Origin of the sequence: Streptomyces albus subsp. chlorinus (genome assembly GCF_013302895.1) — a bacterium.
Lineage (GTDB): Bacteria > Actinomycetota > Actinomycetes > Streptomycetales > Streptomycetaceae > Streptomyces > Streptomyces chlorinus.
Window position 1 is genome coordinate 7,130,361 of sequence record NZ_VJOK01000001.1, and the last position, 18,733, is coordinate 7,149,093.

Annotated in this window: 20 protein-coding genes and 1 pseudogene; 7 read left to right on the forward strand and 14 right to left on the reverse strand. The window is 72.3% G+C overall.

What is annotated here, in order from left to right:
• Positions 1–58 precede the first annotated feature (58 nt).
• Positions 59–553 (reverse strand): hypothetical protein, encoded by a 495-nt coding sequence (locus tag FM076_RS30910; protein ID WP_173867900.1) that lies wholly within the window; start codon positions 551–553, stop codon positions 59–61.
• 222 nt (positions 554–775) lie between these two features.
• On the opposite strand from FM076_RS30910, the gene FM076_RS30915 reads away from it, so the two are divergent.
• Positions 776–1,153, forward strand: a complete 378-nt coding sequence (locus FM076_RS30915) for an STAS domain-containing protein (protein ID WP_173874127.1) — start codon at positions 776–778, stop codon at positions 1,151–1,153.
• Between the two features lie 17 nt (positions 1,154–1,170).
• On the opposite strand, the gene FM076_RS30920 is transcribed toward FM076_RS30915, so the two are convergent.
• A complete protein-coding gene (locus tag FM076_RS30920) occupies positions 1,171–1,464 on the reverse strand; it encodes a DUF3303 family protein (protein WP_173874128.1) in 294 nt (97 codons plus the stop codon).
• 322 nt (positions 1,465–1,786) lie between these two features.
• On the opposite strand from FM076_RS30920, the gene FM076_RS30925 reads away from it, so the two are divergent.
• Together FM076_RS30925 and FM076_RS35440 are read left to right on the forward strand one after the other, a co-directional pair.
• A complete protein-coding gene (locus tag FM076_RS30925; protein ID WP_173874129.1) occupies positions 1,787–2,164 on the forward strand; it encodes a VOC family protein in 378 nt (125 codons plus the stop codon).
• Positions 2,165–2,531: 367 nt separating this feature from the next.
• Positions 2,532–2,693: pseudogene (locus FM076_RS35440) on the forward strand (chitinase); the annotation flags it as partial.
• A 122-nt stretch (positions 2,694–2,815) separates the two neighbouring features.
• On the opposite strand, the gene FM076_RS30930 reads toward FM076_RS35440, so the two are convergent.
• The 11 genes from FM076_RS30930 to FM076_RS30980 form a co-directional block, all read right to left on the reverse strand.
• The gene (locus tag FM076_RS30930; RefSeq protein ID WP_173874130.1) at positions 2,816–4,840 is read right to left on the reverse strand and encodes a methyltransferase domain-containing protein; all 2,025 of its coding nucleotides are present in this window, start codon (positions 4,838–4,840) and stop codon (positions 2,816–2,818) included.
• A gap of 64 nt (positions 4,841–4,904) precedes the next feature.
• Entirely contained in the window at positions 4,905–6,083 is a 1,179-nt protein-coding gene (locus FM076_RS30935; protein ID WP_243274687.1) for a cytochrome P450, read from the reverse strand.
• A gap of 86 nt (positions 6,084–6,169) precedes the next feature.
• Entirely contained in the window at positions 6,170–6,883 is a 714-nt protein-coding gene (locus FM076_RS30940; RefSeq protein WP_173874132.1) for a class I SAM-dependent methyltransferase, read from the reverse strand.
• A 116-nt stretch (positions 6,884–6,999) separates the two neighbouring features.
• A complete protein-coding gene (locus tag FM076_RS30945) occupies positions 7,000–7,788 on the reverse strand; it encodes a class I SAM-dependent methyltransferase (protein ID WP_173874133.1) in 789 nt (262 codons plus the stop codon).
• Between the two features lie 57 nt (positions 7,789–7,845).
• The gene (locus tag FM076_RS30950; RefSeq protein WP_173874134.1) at positions 7,846–8,694 is read right to left on the reverse strand and encodes a hypothetical protein; all 849 of its coding nucleotides are present in this window, start codon (positions 8,692–8,694) and stop codon (positions 7,846–7,848) included.
• Complete coding sequence (locus tag FM076_RS30955; protein ID WP_173874135.1) at positions 8,669–9,013, reverse strand: hypothetical protein; 345 nt, start codon at positions 9,011–9,013, stop codon at positions 8,669–8,671. Before FM076_RS30955 ends, FM076_RS30950 begins: the two co-directional genes overlap by 26 nt.
• A gap of 34 nt (positions 9,014–9,047) precedes the next feature.
• Positions 9,048–10,163 (reverse strand): YcaO-like family protein, encoded by a 1,116-nt coding sequence (locus tag FM076_RS30960; RefSeq protein WP_173874136.1) that lies wholly within the window; start codon positions 10,161–10,163, stop codon positions 9,048–9,050.
• A gap of 32 nt (positions 10,164–10,195) precedes the next feature.
• The gene (locus tag FM076_RS30965; RefSeq protein WP_173874137.1) at positions 10,196–11,542 is read right to left on the reverse strand and encodes a TfuA-like protein; all 1,347 of its coding nucleotides are present in this window, start codon (positions 11,540–11,542) and stop codon (positions 10,196–10,198) included.
• 568 nt (positions 11,543–12,110) lie between these two features.
• A complete protein-coding gene (locus FM076_RS30970; RefSeq protein WP_345945352.1) occupies positions 12,111–12,473 on the reverse strand; it encodes a hypothetical protein in 363 nt (120 codons plus the stop codon).
• Positions 12,474–12,684: 211 nt separating this feature from the next.
• A complete protein-coding gene (locus FM076_RS30975; protein WP_173874139.1) occupies positions 12,685–13,398 on the reverse strand; it encodes an LmeA family phospholipid-binding protein in 714 nt (237 codons plus the stop codon).
• A gap of 548 nt (positions 13,399–13,946) precedes the next feature.
• Positions 13,947–14,909, reverse strand: coding sequence for a zinc-binding dehydrogenase (locus tag FM076_RS30980; protein WP_173874140.1), 963 nt, complete (start codon positions 14,907–14,909; stop codon positions 13,947–13,949).
• Positions 14,910–15,074: 165 nt separating this feature from the next.
• Here FM076_RS30980 and FM076_RS30985 point away from each other — a divergent pair, with 165 nt between their 5' ends.
• The 4 genes from FM076_RS30985 (at position 15,075) to FM076_RS31000 (ending at position 17,903) form a co-directional block, all read left to right on the forward strand.
• The gene (locus FM076_RS30985) at positions 15,075–15,716 is read left to right on the forward strand and encodes a TetR/AcrR family transcriptional regulator (protein ID WP_173874141.1); all 642 of its coding nucleotides are present in this window, start codon (positions 15,075–15,077) and stop codon (positions 15,714–15,716) included.
• 444 nt (positions 15,717–16,160) lie between these two features.
• The gene (locus FM076_RS30990) at positions 16,161–16,889 is read left to right on the forward strand and encodes an HNH endonuclease family protein (protein WP_173874142.1); all 729 of its coding nucleotides are present in this window, start codon (positions 16,161–16,163) and stop codon (positions 16,887–16,889) included.
• Positions 16,886–17,173 carry a hypothetical protein gene (locus tag FM076_RS30995; RefSeq protein WP_173874143.1) on the forward strand — a complete coding sequence of 96 codons (288 nt, stop codon included), beginning with the start codon at positions 16,886–16,888 and terminating at the stop codon, positions 17,171–17,173. Before FM076_RS30990 ends, FM076_RS30995 begins: the two co-directional genes overlap by 4 nt.
• A 199-nt stretch (positions 17,174–17,372) precedes the next feature.
• Positions 17,373–17,903, forward strand: a complete 531-nt coding sequence (locus FM076_RS31000) for a GNAT family N-acetyltransferase (RefSeq protein WP_173874144.1) — start codon at positions 17,373–17,375, stop codon at positions 17,901–17,903.
• Between the two features lie 30 nt (positions 17,904–17,933).
• On the opposite strand, the gene FM076_RS31005 is transcribed toward FM076_RS31000, so the two are convergent.
• On the reverse strand, positions 17,934–18,446 hold the full coding sequence (locus FM076_RS31005) for a GNAT family N-acetyltransferase (protein WP_173874145.1): 513 nt from the start codon (positions 18,444–18,446) through the stop codon (positions 17,934–17,936).
• Between the last annotated feature and the right edge of the window lie 287 nt (positions 18,447–18,733).

Here is an 18,733-nt window from a genome sequence, read left to right on the forward strand (position 1 = left end):
CGCTGCCGCCGCTGTCGCCGCCGACGGCCTCGGCTTCCGGGGCCGGCTGTCCGGGCTGTCAGTCCCCGCGCTTGCGCCGCCACGGCCAGCACAAGCGCGGGCGACGGCGCAGGCGTCCTCGACGGCCGCCGCCGGTCTGCCGGCCACGGCTCCAGAACCAGCCGGCCGGGGGTTCGTCGGCGCGCCACGGCTCCCGTTCCGGGAAGCCCTCCGAGGCCCAGCGCGCGGCCAGCTCCCGGGTCCGGGCGGCGGGCTCGGCCACCTGCGCGGCACGGATGAACGCCTCGTCGAACTCCACGGATGCCGCTTCGCCGCCGGCGCCGAGCGGCTCCGCCTCCGGCGCCGCGTCCACCGGCCCGCCCGGCCCGGGCGGCGGCATCGATTCTTCTTCCCGGTCTGCCGCGTCCTGGTCCGGCGGCGTGGTGTCCCGTTCGGGGGACGCCGCGTCCGGTCGCGGGGGTGCCGTCTCACCGGCATCCGGCGCGCCCCGCGTATGACGCTCGAACTCCTCGCCACCGCCTGGATTCCGGGCCGTGCCGCCGCCACTGGCCATGCCTCACGCGCCTCCTCCTTCCCAGGCTACAAGGCATGGCGGGGGGCCTCGGAGCCATCGGGTCCTGTGCCGCGCAGCCGGCTCCCCGGCGTCCCCGGGCCGGCGGGATTCCGGCTCTCGGGCGTCCTCGGGCGTGGAGCCGGCCCGGCGGGTGTGAGGGGGTTCGGTGAACAGTGCGGGCCCGGACGAAGAGGGAGCGGCACCACCAGCGACAATTGTCGTATGGAAAACGTTGAGGACCCGCATGAGAGGAACGGCCGGCCGGCCGGTGTGCGCGGCTCGCGGCAGGTGGGTGAGTTCTGGCTGATCCGCCTGGCCGGAGACCTGGACATCGAGACACTCGAACCGGTCGAGCAGGAGGTCACCGCGGCGCTGCGCCGGCATGAAGGACCCCTGGCGTTCGACACGGCGGAGGTTTCCTTCTGCGACTCCAGCATGCTCAACCTTTTGCTGCGCACTGCGGGAGAGCGGCCGCTGTCGCTCCTCGCCCCGCCGGCCCATCTGCGGCGTCTGCTGACCGTGACCGGCACCGAACCCTTTCTGCCCTGCTACCCCGACCTCGACTCCTGCCGGCGGGAGCGGGTCAGGGAGAGCGGCTGAGCGCTGCTCGCCCCGCCTCAGCCCTGGCGGGCCGCCATCCCGCGCTTGACGTCGTCCACGTTCATCGCGGGCTGGACCGTCACCTCCGCGCCCATCTCGGTGAAGAAGGGCTCCGTGAGGGGCACGAGCTGGGAGGGGTCCTGCATGTCGATCACGAACAGGCAGCAGCGGCGCCCTCTCTCCGGGGTGAAATACGCGGCCTCCGGCTGGAGCCGCTGCAGCAGGGATTCGAGCAGCTCGGCCATCCTGCCGCTCTGAATCAGTTCGTTCCCCTTGTCCGTGTCCAGCCTGGCCTTCAGCAGCATGCGCATCGTGTGCTCTCCTCGCGGCTCATGGGTACGGGGCCCGTCCCCCCCTCACCGTCACCCGCGCGGAGACGTGGCGCGACAGGACGGCTCCAAGGGGGTGACGGGCCCCCGGCGACCCACGGCCGCGGCCGCTACGCTCCCGCCTCTTCCAGGTCGGCGGCCAGTTCCGCCCGCCCGTGCGGGGACATGCGGTGATGGAGGAGTGTCCCGGCGGCGGGATCCCGCCGACTCCGCCAGCCCCGCCGACTCCGGCAGCCCCTCCGAGCTGCCGCCGACGGGTGTGAGGTCCGGCGTGCGTGCGGTTCCCGCGGGGAAGAGGGGAGGCATGGTGACGGAGGAACCCACGGCCCGTGCCCAGCTCGCCCTGGTGCTGGACTGCGCCGACAACGACCGGCTCGCCCGTTTCTGGTGCGCCGTGCTCGGCTACCGCAGGGTCCGGGCCGTCGATCCCTATGTGAGCCTCGCGCCGTCGGACGGCAAGGGGCCGGAGCTGCTGCTTCAGCGGGTGCCCGAACCCAAACGGGGCAAGAACAGGATGCATCTCGACCTGCGCGTCCCCCGGCTGGAACCGGAACTCTCCCGGCTCCAGGCCTGCGGCGCCACGGTGCTGAGGGGGCCTTTCGACGACAACGGCATACTGACGACCGTGCTCGCGGACCCCGAGGGCAACGAGTTCTGCCTGCTGGTCTGGCCGGGTTCCTGACCGATCCTTGGCGGCTGAAGGGGCCAAGGGGGCGCGGACGCCGTCGCGTCCCGCTGCCGGGCGCGCGTGCCGGCCGCCGCGGAAGGCGTGTGCGCTGCCGGAGAGCGAGCGGTGGCGTGCCGGACTCTTGACACTCTTATTGGTCTGGTCCGATGTGCGGTGTCTGGTGCACTCTCCCCACCCGGAGGCAGCCGTGGCTCGCACCCGCTTACGCTCAGGCCCGCACAGACGCCGACTCCGCGCCGCCACCGCGGCGTTCGCCCTCGCCGCGGCGGCCCTGCTCGCGGCACCTGCCGCCGCCCGGACGCGCCGACCGGGGGCACGGACCGCGGCGGGCCCGGCCACCGACTCCGCCGTCACGGCCGCGCTGCCCGGGCACGCGCTGATCGGCTGTCTGCACTCCAGCTTCGCCAACGGCTCCGGCTACACCCGGCTGGCCGACGTCCCCGAGAGCCGGGACGTCATCAACCTCGCGTTCGGGGAGCCGACCTCATCGACCTCCGGCGACATCCGCTTCCGCCTCTGTCCACACGGGCAACGTCTTCCCCGCGGGAGTTCTCGAAGAACTTCAACAGCCGGCGCTCCAGGACTTCCTGACCGGCCCGGCCACTCGTCGGCGCGTGACCTGGTCTCGTCGGCGCGTGACCTGGTTCAGGCCGTCACCTGTGCGGTGAGGCGGTGGTCCGTCCAGGTCAGATCGATGCCGAGCCGGTCGCCGGACTTGACGGGGACGGAAACCGGGAACGGGACGACGGCCTGCTCCCAGTGCGAGGCCGTGCGGGCCGGGCTGTTGCTCAGCACGGGCGCCTCGGCGGACTCCCCCAGGACGGCTTCGAACCAGACCAGGAGGGCTTGGGCCTCGCCGGTGCGGGTGACATCCAGCGACAACCGCTTGCCGCCCGGGTCCGCCGCGCCGGAGCGGAGAGCGAACGCGAGGATCTCGACGGGATCGGAGAGCAACTCGTGCGGATAGGTCCTCAACTGCAACGGGTAGTGGCCCTGAGCCGCCGCCACGTTCATCAGCGACACGTCGAATCCGGCCGCCCCCTGGACACGGCCCAGCCCGATCGCCGCGTCGCAGTGCAGCAGTTGTCCGTACACGCGTGCCGAGCCCGGCAGCAGGACGCCGTCGGGCGCGAGCAGTTCGGCGCGGGCGTGCCGGACGGTCGGCAGCAGTCCCTCGTCGATCAGCGCGCTGCCGACGACCTCGGCCACGACGAGGTCGGCACGCCGTGGCAGGCCCCGGCCGACACCCAACCCGGTGGACCGCTCGGTGAGAACGGTGACGCGTCCGGACATGCCATGGGCGGCGACGACCTGCCGGGCCACCTCGGCGAGCAGCGGGTTCTCCTCGCACGAGACGACCTGCCCGGCGCCGGCGCGCACGGCGGCCATCGCCAGCAGCCCCGAGCCCGTCCCGATGTCGAGCACCAGGGAATCCGGCGTGACGTGCTGTTCGATGGCCCTCACCAGCGCGTCATTGCGCTCGGTGTCGTTGAGCATCGCGAAGTGCCAGCGGGGGACGGCACGGGAAGCGAGGTCCGCGAAGGCTTCCGAGCCGGGGCTGAACGGTTCCCCGGGGTGCCGGCGCAGGGCGCTCTCGGCCGCGGCGGCCAGGCGGTGCAGCCGCCGGGTCACGCTCTGCAGGGCGGCGGTGGTCAGCCTCAGCTCGGAGTCGGTGCTCCGGTGGTGCACGTCGGACGGGGAAGACGGCGCGGACCCGGGCGAGTCGGGGGAGGTGAGCGTCATGGGGAGTGCTGATCCTTTCTGGGGGCCTGGGCCTGGGCCTGGGCCGGGGCGGGTTCCGGTGCTGTTGTCGGTGCCTGTGCGGGGGCGGGTGCCGGTGCCTGTACGGGGGCGAGTCCGGGTACGGTGCCCGGCCGGCGGGGCACCGGGCGCGGCCCGGCCCATGAACAGCCGGGTGGCCGTGGCGACCCGCACGCTGCGGCAGCCGTCCAGCACGGTGCGCAGCTCACCCAGCAGCCGGGTGCGGAGCCCGGCGTCGAGCGCGCGGTAGCCGGAGAGGGAGGCCAGGAGGTCCACGTAACGGCCGGGCGGCAGGAGACGCTCCTCGCGGTAGCTGCGCCGTACGGGGTCGGTGAACAGGCCGTCGGCGGTCATTTGTTCGAGCGGCCAGTCGTCGCCGCTCAGGATGGGGCCGAGGGTGTGGGCGCCGAGAGGGCCGCAGCCGTTGCGCTCGTGCGCCTCGGCCAGCGCGGAGTTGAGGCCGGGATCGCTGACGCTCAGATCGATCCACCACAGGGCCAGGACCCCGCCGGGCACCAGGAGCCGGTGGGCCTTGGTCCAGCGCACCGCCGGGTCGACCCAGTGCCAGGCCTGGGCCGACAGTACGAGGTCGACGGGGGGTGCCGTGCTCGCGGGCCACTCCTCGAAACCGCTGACCACGACGTCGACGGCGGGCGAGCCGGCGAACCGGCGGGCCAGGACCCCGGCCATCCGGGCGTCCGGCTCCAGGCAGGTGAGCCGCACTCCGTTCCTGACGAACGCCTCCGTCGCCTTGCCGGTGCCCGCCCCGACCTCGACCGCTGCGGCGCGGCGCGGCGCCGCGTAGGCCAGCACGTCGTGGACCAGTTGCCGTGGATAGTGCGGACGGGCACGGTCGTAGGTCTCGGGGTCCTGGCCGAACACGGTGCGCCGGCGGCGGGGAAACCGCAACGGGCCCCCGGTCACCGGGCCCCCGAGGGCGCTGTGCGGCCCGGGCCGGGGCCAGGGCGCCGCCTCACCAGGACACCGGCAGTTCGTGGACGCCGTAGTCGACCATCTCCGTGCGGTACCGCAGCTGTTCGGCGGGCACGGCCAGGCGCAGGCGCGGAAAGCGTGCGAGCAGACCGCGGAGGGCCACCACGAGCTGCAGGCGGGCCAGGTGCTGGCCCAGGCACTGGTGGGCGCCGTGGCCGAACGCGAGGTGCGGGGTGTGCGCCCGGGTCACATCGAGGGAGTCGGGGTCGCGGAACCTCATCGCGTCGCGGTTGGCGGACGCCATGTGGCCGATCACCGTGTCGCCCGCGCCGATCCCGCGTCCGCCGAGTTCCACGTCGGTGCCGGCCACCCGGATCGCGCCGAACTGGACGACGGACAAGAAGCGCAGCAGCTCGTCGACGGCGTGGCCGGCCAGGCCCGGCTCCCGCCGCACCAGCTCCAGTTGCCCGGGGTTCCGCAGCAGAGCGAGGACGCCGAGCGAGATCATCTGGGCGGTGGGTTCGTGGCCGGCGAGCAGCAGCAGGCCGCCCATGCCCGCGAGTTCCTCGTCGCTGAGCAAGTCCGCTCCACTGAGCCGGGCCAGCTCCCCGAGCAGCCCGGCCCCGGGGTCGGAGCGCTCGTGTGCGACCACCCGCAGCATGAAACGGTGCATCGCGTCGCCGGTCGCGGCCTTCAGCTCCCCGGGCAGCGCCAGGTTGAAGATGATCTGGGAACGCTGCTGTACCTGGGCGTGGTCGTCGACCGGCACCCCCAGGAACCGGCAGATCACCATGGACGCCACGGGCAGAGAGAAGGCCCGCACGAGGTCGAGCGGACCGCCCCGGCGCTCCATGTCGTCCAGACGGCCGGTCACGATCTCCTCGACGACGGGTGCCAGCCTCCGTACCTGCCGCACGGTGAACCGCCCCGTGAGCAGCCGCCGGTACCGCATGTGGTCGGGAGCGTCCATGGCGCTGAACACCCCCGGCCGCACGGGACGTTGGGCGACTTTCCGGGACAGCGCGCGGAACGGGTTCGCGGCACGGTCGGGACGGGAGCTGAAACGCGGGTCCGCCAGCATCTTCTTCAGGTGTGCGTAGTCGCTCACCAGCCAGCCCGTGCGGCCGTCCGGGAAGAGCAGACGGCTCACCGGCGCCTCGGCCCTGATCCGGGCGAACGCGGGCGGCGGGTCGAGCGGGCAGCTACGTGTGGTCGGCAAGGGCGCGGGGGACGTCATGCCTGGGAGGCCTCCAGAGTGAACCGTTGTGCGCGGCTGGTCGGGTGGTCGTCATGAGGGGGCGGGGGCTACGTGGTCCGGGCCAGGAACAGGTCTGTCGTGACGGCCAGTTCGATCCCGCCCGCACGGTCGAGGACCTCGCCGATCTCGCGCAGCATCGCTCCCCGTACCGCCTCAGGTGCGGCTTTGTAGACGGAGATGGTGGCCAGCAGGTCGAGGTAGCGCCGGGTCGGGTAGGAGGCGCGGCGGTGGTGGTGGACGGCTCGCAGGTCGGTGAAGCGCGGGTCGCCGGCGATCTCGTGGGTGGGGGCGTGGTGCGGCGGTACGTCCCCGCCGATCTCGCCGGCCTGCTGGGTGTGCGGCACCTCCGCGCGGAGGCCGTACCGCAGGTCGACGCGGACCAGCTCCGCGTGCAGCGCAGGGTCGACGACCCCGTACGCGTTCCAGCACAGTGCCAGGACACCGCCGGGTTCCAGCACCCGGTGCGCCAGGGACCAGCGCACAGGGGAGGGGAGACAGTGCCAGGCCTGCGCGCACAGGAGCACATCGAAGCGCCGCCCCGCGGGCTGCCAGGTCTCGAAACGGACCTCCTCGACAGCGACGGACGGATACGGACGGCAGGTGCGCCGCAGCACCGCAGCCATGGCGGGGTCCGGCTCCAGGCACGTCAGACCGGCGACGTGGGGCGCGAAGCGCGTGGTGGCCTTGCCGGTGCCGGCGCCCACTTCCAGCACGTGCACCGGAGCGGACGCCGCCGCGTAACGCAGCACCTCACGCGCCAACGCGGCCGGATAGCCCGCCCGGCCACGTCGATAGCGCTCGGCCGGCTCGGCGGACGGGGAATCCGGCCGGGGGCCGGACAGGGGAACGTGCCCGGGGCCGAGTCGCGGTTGTGACGTCATGCGGGCCGCCGCACGGCGAGGAGGAGATGCCGGACGGTGCCGGAGCGCATCAGCGGGCCCAGCGTCCTGGCCTCCTCCAGAAGGCGCCCGGCGGGGGCCTCCCCGAGGTCGGCGACCAGTTCGCGGGCGTGGCGCTGCCACAACGCGTACAGCCTGGTCCAGCGCTCGCCGCGGCCCTCGTCGGTGAGAGTGGCGGTGACCTCCAGTCCGGCGGCGCGCGCCATGCGGGGCCAGGAGGACGGCCCGGCCCCCTCGCCGGACCCCGTCCGTTCCCCACAAGTGAAGACGGCGCGGGCGCCCGGTTTGAGGATGCGCCGGATCTCCTGGAGGGTCCTTCGCCGGTCGGGGCTGAAGGGCAGCGCGTCGATCGAGAGGACACCGTCCGCCCGGGCGCCGCCGAGTCCGGTCGCTGTCAGGGTGCCGTACCGGAACTCGGCCCTGCCCGGCGGCAGGAAGCGGGGGGCTGCCGCCCGTGCGAGGGCGCGAGCGGTGGCACTGAAGTCGATCCCGACCAGGTGGGTGCGCGTGGCGCGGGCCACCCACAGGCCGGGGCCGCCCTGGCCGCACCCCAGATCGACCAGCGTCCCGTCCGGGACCATCCTCAGCTGGGCGATCGCCTGGCCCAGGGTCCACCAGGAGCAGGAGCTGAAGACATCGATCTCCTCGGGGTAGTCCGTTCCGAAGGCATCCCGGTGCAGACGGCGCATCAAAGCGCTGCCGTCGACAGCGGCGAAGTCCTCGTCGTAGGAGGCCGCCGCGTCGGCGCACGGGGGCTGGTGGGTCATGTCCGGGGGCACGTTGCGACCTTTCTGGCGTGGACGGCACCGGTGGGGGCGGGCCACTCACGGCACGAACAGCGGATAGGTGGAGACCGTGGCGAGGGAGAAACCGATGACCGCGCGGGGGCTCAGCAGCGCGAAGGCGGCGTGCAGCACCGCGCCGGTGACCATGACCGGGCCGAGTGGCGCGCGGGACAGCAAGGCGAGGGGCAGCGCGATCTCGAGGACGACGGTGCCGACGGCGAGCACGCGGCAGCGCCGGACGGCCGGCGCCTCCAGCGTGCCCAGCAGGGCGTACGCACCGGAGGGCAGTGCGTATTCACGGTACGGAAGGCGCGTCCGCAGCACCTTGTTGGCGTAGAAGTACTGCGCCAGCAGGGTCCCGCTCATGAACTGGGGTGACCTCAGCTTCAGCCAGGCGCTGTTCCAGTACATGTCGGTGGTGAGGACGACCACGAGCCACTGGGCCCAGGTATTGCGTGTGCTCTGGGCCGTCGAGAGGGAGAACCCCGAACCGAGGTCGCCGGCGGTGAGGAGAGCGGTGGTGAGGAGCGCGAGGTAGCAGGTGTTGAAGCGGAAGTCGTGGAGGAGTTCATGGAGGAGGCCGAGCAGGACGATCAGTGCGGCGGCCTTAGGACGGACGCCCGCGGTGAAGAGCAGGGCGGCCGGCAGGCGCGCGAAGAGAAGGGGACGGTGGAGTCGCGCCACGCTGTCGGCGATCCGGCGGCCGTACTGCCGCTGGAGCTTGTAGCGCGAGAAGGTCGGGGCGTCGAGCCGCCGCGGGCCGCCGTTGAGCAGGGCCAGCGCGAACTTCACGGTGCACGCCAGCCCCAGCATCATGCGGAAGCCCTGGATCCTGCCCTCGCGGGTGGCGAAGGAGAAGCCGTCACTCAGCGCCTGGAACAGCCACACGGCCGGCCTCGATCCGAATGTCGGTGGCGCCCCCCTCATGGAGCACCGTGCCGCTGCCGGAGACCGTGCGGTCCGGCTCCTGGAGGAACTCCAGCAACAGCTCGAAATCCGTGAGCGTCATGCTGTAGTCACCGGAGGGGATGACGCGGTAGACGTCGACAGGGCGGGCCGCCTGCCCCGTGTCGAGCGCCACCTCGACGAGGAAGGCGGACCGCCGGGTGTACATGGGCCAGCTGAGAATCCCGCCGGGAGGCCGGAGGAAACCCGCCACCACCATCCAGACGAGCACCGCGATGCTCGTCCACACCTGTGCGTTCACCGTGTTCACCTCGTTGGTCTTTCCGGGCGGTCGCTCAGTGGCGGTAGTTGCCGAGGGTGGGGGCGATGACTTTGACCACGGACAGTTCCGCGGTGGCGGCGAGTGTCACCAGCACGGGTTCGACCTCTGTCTCCTTCGCGAGGAGGCCGGCCAGCCACACCATCTCCTCGGCGACGTCGAGGAACGCGGCGGCCTGTGGCACCGCGTCCCAGGGGACGGTGCCGGGAGTGCTCGCGGGACGCGCCGGAGACGTCTCGAACATCAGCTCGTAATAGGAAGAGAGCAGATCGTCCCGGGTGCCCGAGATGCTCGTCAGCCGGCTCTGCGCGGCCTCGGTGACAGCCCTGCACAAGGCGACCGACGGTGCGGCGTGCGCCCCGTAGCCCTCGGCCAGGCTGGGGAAGTCCTCGGTCCACAAGGAAGCCGAGAAGCAGGGAAGCTCCCACCTGTTCGGCACCGGACGCACACGCAGTTGCGCCCCAGCGTCCAGCAACGCCTCGATGAGCGCCCGCCCGGCCGGGTCGGTGACGCTGTCGAGCGCGAGAGAAGGAGCGGTGTCGTCGCGAGGCGCGTGTGCCAGGGCGTCGCGCTCGATCAGCTCGTACAGCGCGTGGACGGCGGCCTCCTCCACGCAGTTGCCCGAGGCGAGGCCGTTACTGGAACTGCTGAGGCCCACGGGGGACCAGGCGCACTCCACCGTCGACAGATGGACGCTGTCATAGGGGACGGGAACCCGGTCCCCGCCCAGCAGGCCCTCGCCGACGACCCACTCCAGCGGCGACCGCGGCGTGAGCAGGGAGCCCTCCTTGTGGTCGAGGTCGCGGACGGAGTAGGGAAGGGACAGGTCGCCGGAGGGGACCCCGGAGAACTCGGGGTCCGCGGCGCAGTTCTCCGCGTACCACAACTCGATCGATTCCATCGCGGCGGAAATCCGGGCAAGCAGCGGGGTGAGGCCCTTTCCCTGGGAGACCGAGAGCGTCTGCGCCAGCGGGCGGATGGCCATGTACACCGGGACACCGAGGTGGTCTAGTCCGGTGACATCGGCCAGCCGCGAGATCCCGTAGCGGCCCAGCACCGGTTCGACGCGCCGCCAGGTCTCCTCGGGTGTCCGTACGCGATGCGTGCCGGTGCTGTGCGTCTTGAGTGTCATGGCCGCGCTCCTCTCGCACCCGGCGCCCCCGGTCACGCGAGTCCCGTGGCGAGCCTGGCGAGACCGGCGACGGCCCGGTTCCGGGTCGTGGCGTGCAGAAAGAACGGCCGCGCTTGCTCGACGGCCTCGTCCGGAGAGCGGAAACCCCGGTCCCACGCGGCGAGGCGCTCACCGTGGAACGGCCGGTCGCAGCGCCGCCACACCGACAACAGATGTGCGCGGACGGAGACCTCCCTCAGATGGGCCACATGATGGGCCCGGCTCGCCGCGAGGAACCGCGCGTTGGTGGCCTTCGCGCGGACGACCCTGTCCCTGAGCAGCCGCGTGTTGCGGGGGAGGGCGGGTGCCCTCAGAGCCGCCGTCTCCGCGGGGTCGAACGGTGAGGAGCGGACCAGCAGTCGCAGCATGCACTCGTCCGCGTCCAACCCGGCAAGCTCGTCCGGGGAGAGCCAGTGCCGCTTCTGGTCCTGCGAGAGCGTCTCCCAGGCGACCCCGTTCCGCCGGGCCGCCGCCAGTGCCGCCTGGTCCAGGGCGGCACTGCTCCCGGAGGTCTGCCCGGCGATGTGGGAGAGCCGGAAGGCGCGCCAGCGTGCTGGAAAGGACGCGTCGTAGAGCTGCTGGCAACGGAATATCTCCAGCGGGCCCGCACCTCCCGCTTCCGGCGCGAACTGTGCTGTCCAGCGCAGCAGATGCCGCGTCCGCCACTGCGTGTCCGTCGTGAACGGTGGCGCGGCCAGCGCGCCGGAGTGGACATCGCGCAGCGCGCGCAGGGCGTCCGTGTGCTTGATGTTCCGCGCGGTCGGAACGGTACTCAGGAAATGGTCGATACGGGCGAGGATTTCCCGCCCGCGCGGCACCATGCTCTCCAGGCGCCTCCACGTCCTGTGGGGGTAGGGAAGGGATTTCAGCCGTCCGATGATGTCGTCGGCGGCGGACGGCGGAAGAACCGAGGCACCGACGGCCGCTTGAAGGACATATCGCATATTGACGAGGGGTTCGCTCAGCTGCCGGTAATCCGGTGCTTCACCATGAGCCACGGCCACCTCGTCGTCCCCCACCACTTCTCCGTCGCGATACATGCGAAAAACCTCACCGACGCCCACCATGCCGACGCCGCACAGTTCCCCGGCCCGGAGAGCGCCCATACTGGAACAGCCGACCACGAGCGTTCCCGTGGACATGACTTCGAGGATTTCTTTGTGCCGTACCGGCTCGACGTGGTGGTACAGCCCGTCGACGAGCAGCGCGGTGTCCTGCGGGCCCAGCCCGAGCCGCAGCAGGTCCCCGTGCCGGACCGGCGGATGACACACGGCGCCGGGCGCCACCGCGGCCACCTCGCGGCGGGAGACCGTCGGGCCGGCGAAGACGTGAAGTGCCACAGATGTTCCGTTCCCGGTTTCCGTGGCCCGGAGCCGGCAGCCGGCTTCCGAGCCACGGCGTGCTTTCTCGCGCAATCACCCGCGAGAAGGCGGTTTCCTCACTCAGTAGCCGAAGTTGGTGCGCGCGATGACGGCGCTCTTGGTGCGCTCCTCGAAGTGAGCGTTCACCTTCCTGCTGCGCATCTTCTTGACGGCCCGGATCATCACCTTCACGGACAACTCCTTTGATGGTGTGCGTGGATGCGGTGAACGCCTGTCGCTGATCACCCACGCCGATGGTAAGGAGATCCATTTCCACGCCGACAGCACATCTTCGGCCGTCCTCCTTTACGTGGACTTGACGGTTGCGTCAGGTTCAAGGGTGGGATTCCGTGCCGGGAAACGGTCGCTGGGTGAAACCGGGGCCAGTGTTCCTCAGGGCGGGGAGACGGCCGGCCGCGCCGAGAAGGAGGTCAGGGAAAGAAAGGGCATCATCGTATTGTCGGGCGGACAAGGGGCGGGGCGGTATCCGGGAGCTGGCTCTTTTTCGCCTGTTCCTCCCGGCGTGGCCGGCTCTCGTGGAGCGGCCCTAACGGCGCCGTCTCCGAAGCTGACCCCGGGCGGTCCGAGCGCTGGCATGGCGTCGTTCCGGTCGTCCGTACGCCAGAGCGAGCGCGTGGCGTACGGCGAGGCGTCCGGCCGCTCGGAACGCCTGCGCGTGCGAATCGATCTCGTGGACCCGCATGCCGCGCAGCACGACCGCCACCGCCACGGTGGTGACGAGGTCCTGCTCGGCCAACTCCTCACGGATGCCGGCGTCAAACGCGGTCCGGAAGGCGGCGAGGTCCGCGCGGCCGAGGGTTCCGCGGGGGTCCCACCCGAGAATCTCCAGATCGGCCGCCACCTCGAACGTGATGCCTTCCTTCCACGGCTCGAAGTCCACGGTGGCCACGGCCAGATCGGCGGGGCAACCGCTCTGACGCGCGTACACCGCCTGGACCCCGCGCAGGGGGCGGGGAGGAAACGTACCGGTCCCGGAGTCCACACGGCCACGTTAACCGCGCGGGCGCGGACCGTGGCCCCGAAGCCGGCTCCCGGTTCAGGGCCACGGTCCGCGCCCGCGCCGTTCTCCGCCGAAACCCTGGGCCCGGCGCGGCTCCGGCTCAGGCGTCGGTGGTCCTGGACGGGTGCAGCGCCTCCGGGGAGAAGCGGAAGGTGAGGGCGAGCCCGTCGCGGGTGGCTTCGGCGCCGGTGGGACGGACCCCTTCGGGCAGCCCGCCGAGGTCCACGGTGCGCGGGCCGAGCCGGTCGGCGAACCCCTCCATGCCCGGAAGCGAGGTGAGGGTGCTCATCCTCACGTCCTGGCCCATGACGCGGACCCCTTCCGGGGCGACCCTCAGCCCCTCCGGCGCGGCCGACACCTTGTTCAGCACGGTCAGGGGGATGCCGGTGCCGCCGACGGTGCCGGAGAGGGTGAGGTGCTTCCCGTCCGTTCCCGGCTTCATCCCCCGGACGGGTTCCGGCAGCCGCTCGGCCAGCTCGTCGTAACCCACGGTGACGGTGGCCGACCCCGACGTGGCGTTCCCGTCGGTGGACACTCCGTGCAGGGCGGCGTCGACGGCGAAGGACGTCCCCGCACGCTCGACCCGGTCGGCACGGATGCGCACGGTGCCGACCCGTCCGGTCAGGGTCTTCAACCCGGCCAGCGGGTCCGTGAGCTCCGCGCGCACACCGGAGGCGGTGCCCAGCTGGGACCGGGCCTCGTCGGCCGCACGCTCCTGGGCCTTGTGCTCGATCACGGCGTTGGCGCCGCCACCCGCTGCCACGACGGCGGCGAGCGCGGCGGTGGAGACGACGAGTACGCGGCGGGTCTTCATCAAGTGGTACTTCCATCCGGGGAGAGCGCCTGTCCTGGGGGCCGTGACACAAGGCCCGAGCAGAGCTGCTGGGGGCGGCGTTTCCGCAACGGTGCGGCAGAGGGGGAGGGGCTTGCGGGCTTGGGGCGTTGCTGTGGAGACCGGCTGCGGTCCCTCTTCCGTGTGCGGTCCCTGAGCGGGACCGTCGCCGGGCGGTCTGTCGTGCTGCCCGGCCGAGTGCTGGACGCCTGACCAGGCCCACTGGGACCGGCGTCCCAGCCGGGCGCCGGCTTCCGGGTCCGCACCTGGTGGCCGCGGAAGCGGAAGGGGCCCGTCCAGCGGAGTATGCCATGGCAACCGGCTCCCGCCGTGCGGGCTGCGTCACACCCCACCCACCCGTTCCGGCGCGGCACCGCACGCTGCCGGAGAACACCCGTGGAAGGCGGACGCACGCCCCGTAGCACCCCCAGCGGCGTTCCGTGACCACCGCCGGCCCAGCACCGCCACCGCGTCCGCGTCGTCCACCGGCGTCCGCCGGAGAAAAGAAGGCCCAGGCGGCTCCGGCGGGCTCAGGGGACCAGCACGACCCTGCCGAACACCGTGCCCGCGTCCATGTCGTGATGGGCCTGAGCCGCCTGGTGCAGCGGACGCACCTCGTGGACGACCGTGCGCAGTCTCCCCTGTGCCGCGGCGGCGAACTGGGACATGCGCACCGCCTGCCTCTCGGGGCCGGGCACGGTGTCGGAGCTGAACGTGGTGAACGAAACAGATCTGCGGAAGGCTTCGATCAGCCGCATGCCGAAGTCGGCCGGCGGAGGTCCGCCGACCACGCCGACAGCCACATACCGTCCGTTGGGGTTCAGCATGTCCAGGAACAGCGGAAGCCGCGGGCCCCCCACGACATCGAGGACCACGTCGAAGCCCGCCGGCGCGTCCGGACCGCCCTGCCCGGAGCGGCCGAGCACATGGGACGCGCCCAGTTCCCGCAGGCGCGCGCCGCGCTCGGCCGAGGACGTGGTGACCGCCACCGCGCCCGCGCCGCCGCCGGCTGCCAACTGCACCGCCGTGACCCCGATGCTGCCGGCCGCACCGCGCACGAGCACCGTCTCACCGGGTGCGAAACGGGCGCGGTCCAGCCCGTAGTGGGCCACCACGCCGGAGCCGCCGAGAGTCACCGCGGCGGCGCCGGTCAGGCCGCCGGGCAGCGGGAGGATGTCCTCGATCGCGGCGACGGCCTGCTCTGCGTACCCACCGGACAGACCGGTGAACGCCCACACCCGCTGCCCCGTCCACGAGGGGTCCACGCCTTCCCCCACCGAGGCGACCCTTCCCGCCACCTCGCTGCCGAGGAGATGGCCCGCCCGGAAGCCTTGTGCGGCGAGCGTCCCGCGGCGGATCACGGCGTCCACACCACCCACCCCGATCGCCTCGGTGGCGATACGTACCTGTCCCCGGGCAGGTACGGGCACGGGCAGGTCGACCACCTCCATGCCGTCGGGGCTTCCGAACTCCCTGATCACAACGGCTTTCATCGCAGCTCCTCGGGCCGGTGAACGGACAGGTCGCAACGGCTGCGACCGTCAGCGGCGAGCCGGCTCCCGCCGCCCGGACGTCGCCGGGATGCCTCGGGGCGAGCCGGTGCCGCCGCTGTCGGACCGTACGGGAACGGCCCTTCCGCATGGCTAAAGTGAGAGGCGATGACCGACCCTTTCTCTCGTACTGTGCGCTCCGACGTCCGCGACAACCGGGCGCGCATCCTGGAAGCCGCCCGCGTGGTGTTCGGCGAGGAAGGCCTGAGTGCGCCCATGCGCCGGGTCGCCGTACACGCGGGCGTGGGCCCCGCCACGCTCTACCGCCACTTCCCGACCAAGCGGTCCCTGATCGCGGAGACCTACGCCGAGCAGCGGCGGGCCTGCCATGCCGCCGTCCGCGACGCCCTCGCGGACGAGGACCCGTGGCGCGGATTCCGCAGCCTCGTCGAGCGGATCTGTGAACTCCACGCGTCCAGCCGTGGATTCGCCGACGCCTTCATGACGGCCTTCCCCGAGGCCATGGACTTCGCCGCCGACCGGGAGCGGACCCTGCACGCGGTCGCCGCACTCGCCCGCCGCGCCCAGGAGACCGGCCGGCTGCGCCCCGACTTCGTCGTCGACGACCTGTTCCTCGTGCTCATGGCCCACCGGGGCGTCCAGGAGGCGCCGCCCGCCGTCCGGCTCACGGCCTCCCGCCGCTTCGCCGCCTACGCGATCGACGCGTTCCGCGCCACACCGGAGATGGAGGCGCCCGCGCCGCTGCCCCCGTCTCCCCGCCTGCTGACGCGCCTGCCCGGCCCTGCGTGAGACCCGGCACCGGAGCCCGGAGCCCGGAGCCCGAGCCCGGAGCCCGCGGGCCGCCCCCCTCCTGGGCCGGCAGCTTCGGCGCAGGCGGGGGCGGATCGGCAGCCGGGGCTCTTTCCCGAACCGACCGGCGCCTTACGCGAGGGACGTCCCGCTCACGCACGAATTGAGTTGCCCGCTCACCGGCAGGTGAAACCGTTCCGCCGCTCGCGGCGGCGGGACAGTACACGAAGGAATGCCTCCTCCGGCGAAGGAACGCCTTCTTCGACGAGGGCGACCGCGCCGGCGACATCCGCGCGGGCCGCGAACATCGGCGCGGGCCGCGAACGTCCGCGCGCGGTGCGACCGTCCGCCCGCGCCACAAGAGACATGAGGGCAGCCATAGGCGCGGGCCCGTCCGGGTAACCTCCGCTGTGATGGGCCGTCGAGCGGGGAGGCGGGTGAGTCATGCGGTGTCTGGGCTCGGGTGTGCGGGGAACCGTGCTGCTGACCGTACTGGCCGTGGCCGGGCTGTCCTCCGCGGGCTGCTCGTCGTCCGGCGACGAGGACGCCTCTTCCCCGGCATCCGAGAAGCCGGCCGCCTCCGCACCCGCTGCCGAAGGGAAGGCCGCCGGGGAGAAGGGGCTACCGGGCGTGCCGTCCGCGGCGAAGGCACGCCGCGCCCTCTCGGAGCTGAAGGTGGCACCCCACGGGCCGATGACCGGCTACAGCCGTGCGAAGTTCCCCCACTGGTCCGCACAGGGCGACGACTGCGACACCCGCGAAAAGGTGCTCGCCCGATCCGGCACGGACGTCGAACGCGATGCGGAGTGCAGGGCGGTGTCGGGCAACTGGACCAGCCTCTACGACGGGAAGAAGATCACCGACGCGTCCGAACTGGACATCGACCACATGGTTCCGCTCGCCAACGCCTGGCGCTCCGGCGCCGCCAGGTGGACGCAGCACAGGCGCGAGGACTTCGCCAACGACCTGGGGCACCCCCAACTGCTCGCGGTGACCGCGTCCGCCAACCGCGCCAAGGGCGACCAGGGCCCCGAGGAGTGGCAGCCCCCGGCCAAGGACTCCTGGTGCACCTACGCACGGGCCTGGACATCGGTGAAGGCCGCCTACCGCCTGACCGTCACCAGCGCGGAGAAGTCCGCACTCGGCACCATGCTGGAGAGCTGCGACCGATGACCCGCGAGACCAGCCGCCCCCCGGAACGGTACGAGGACCATATCCAGGCCGGGCCGGGCGGCATCATGACCGACGAGGTCGGCGTCATCACCGGAGAGGTGACCGTCGTGACCCGTCCCGCACCGGGCGGCCGGGCGGCCGTCGACGTCCAGTACACCGGCGCCGAGGAGTGGTACACCCTCACCGGCAGTCCGGCCCCGGTTCCGCCCGGCGGGCTGGCCGCCCTGCACTCCCAAGTCCTGGACCTGTTGCGGCAGGGAGGCGCCGCCCGAGCACCCCGCTGACGCCGGCGGGCGCCACTGACGCCGCGGCCCGTGGCCACCGCCGGGTCCCCTTCCTGTTCGCCGGATCGGCGAAGTCACCGTTTGACGGCCTCACCACGCCACCACCTGACGTCCTCACCACCGGGCGATGTACCCGATCGGCCGGGGCCACCCCGCCCACAGTGCCCAGGCTTCCGCTCACAGTGCCTAGGCTTCCGCCGTGAACGACACCACGCACGACATACGGATCAGACCAGGCGGCCTGGCCGACGCACCGGCCATCCTGGACATGCTCGACTCCGCGGTGGCCTGGATGAACGCGCGCGGCAACACCGAGCAGTGGGGCACGACGCCGTTCTCGCGGAAGCCCGGATCAGTGGAGCGCGTCATGCGGTACACCACCGAACACGACTCCTACATCGCGGAGTTGGGAGGAGATGCTGTCGGGGCGACGGTGCTGGGACGCGGGCCGAGCCCGCGGATGCCGATCGCCCCGGCCGGCGAACCCGAGCGCTACGTACGGTTGCTGGTCTCCGAACGGCGCCACGCGGGGCTGGGCATCGGCGCCGGACTGCTGGCCCACGCCGTCGAGGAGGCCCGGCGAGCCAGTGTGCGGTTGCTGCGCGTCGACTGCTGGGCGGGTGGCAGCGGCGAACTGGTCGCCTTCTACGAGCGCAACGGTTTCACCCGCACCGATCGCTTTTTCGACGGGGACTGGCCCGGGCAGGTGCTGGCCAGGCGGATCGACTGACCAAGGTCCCGGCCCGGCAGGACCGCTGTCTCATCCCGGCGGCTCGCCGGGAGCTCCCAGTTCTTTCGTCATGACGCGTTCTCCGCGCTCGTCCTGCGGTACGTCACCGGCCCGTACGGCTTCCCGGAAGCCGTTGCGCCGGTACAGGGCGACCGCGTGCGCGTTGTCCGGCGTGACCGCCAGCCGCATGACCTTTGCGTGCTCCTGCCGTGCCCACCGTTCCACCGCCCGCACCAGCCGGTCCCCGACACCTCGGCCTCGCGCCCCGCCGTCGACCCACAGCGAGATCAGCTCGACGCCGCGGCCGCTGTCCGGGTCCGGGACGCCGCTGACCATCCCGACCGGTTTTCCGTCGAGTGTGGCGACGACATTGTGCGAGCCGGGAATGCCGAGCCGGGCACGCCAACGCTCCTCACGGTCACCGTCGCCCTGCCAGTCGCTGACCCGCGCGCAGAACGCGTGCGGGGCGTCGGCGAGCGCGGCGAGCCGCAGCTCCCGCCAAACGGCCCAGTCATCCGGCGTCAGTACGTGCAGCTCGATCATGCAAGGAGACTGTCGCCCGGAGAGGACGACGGCAACCCGATATGCCGCAGCGCGTGCCCGTACACCTCCGTTGCCGCAACGAGCACAGCGGTGTCGCCTGTTCTCCTGCCTCCCGGCACCCGAGCCGCGCCGCCCCTCCCGCGATGGTGAACTCCTCCGAACGGCCCCTGATGGCTCTCGGCCACCGCGTCCCGCCGACATGGGCCCGACGGCCACCGGGCGAGGCCGCCGAGCGGCCGACCCGTGCCGTGCCGGGGGACGGGTCGGCCGCTCGTACGGCGGCGGTT

Coding starts and splice junctions, on each gene's coding strand:
- FM076_RS30910 (WP_173867900.1), bottom strand. CDS start 553: ATGGCCAGTGGCGGCGGCACGGCCCGGAATCCAGGCGGTGGCGAGGAG.
- FM076_RS30915 (WP_173874127.1), top strand. CDS start 776: ATGGAAAACGTTGAGGACCCGCATGAGAGGAACGGCCGGCCGGCCGGT.
- FM076_RS30920 (WP_173874128.1), bottom strand. CDS start 1,464: ATGCGCATGCTGCTGAAGGCCAGGCTGGACACGGACAAGGGGAACGAA.
- FM076_RS30925 (WP_173874129.1), top strand. CDS start 1,787: ATGGTGACGGAGGAACCCACGGCCCGTGCCCAGCTCGCCCTGGTGCTG.
- FM076_RS30945 (WP_173874133.1), bottom strand. CDS start 7,788: ATGACCCACCAGCCCCCGTGCGCCGACGCGGCGGCCTCCTACGACGAG.
- FM076_RS30960 (WP_173874136.1), bottom strand. CDS start 10,163: ATGACACTCAAGACGCACAGCACCGGCACGCATCGCGTACGGACACCC.
- FM076_RS30975 (WP_173874139.1), bottom strand. CDS start 13,398: ATGAAGACCCGCCGCGTACTCGTCGTCTCCACCGCCGCGCTCGCCGCC.
- FM076_RS30980 (WP_173874140.1), bottom strand. CDS start 14,909: ATGAAAGCCGTTGTGATCAGGGAGTTCGGAAGCCCCGACGGCATGGAG.
- FM076_RS30985 (WP_173874141.1), top strand. CDS start 15,075: ATGACCGACCCTTTCTCTCGTACTGTGCGCTCCGACGTCCGCGACAAC.
- FM076_RS30990 (WP_173874142.1), top strand. CDS start 16,161: ATGCGGTGTCTGGGCTCGGGTGTGCGGGGAACCGTGCTGCTGACCGTA.
- FM076_RS30995 (WP_173874143.1), top strand. CDS start 16,886: ATGACCCGCGAGACCAGCCGCCCCCCGGAACGGTACGAGGACCATATC.
- FM076_RS31005 (WP_173874145.1), bottom strand. CDS start 18,446: ATGATCGAGCTGCACGTACTGACGCCGGATGACTGGGCCGTTTGGCGG.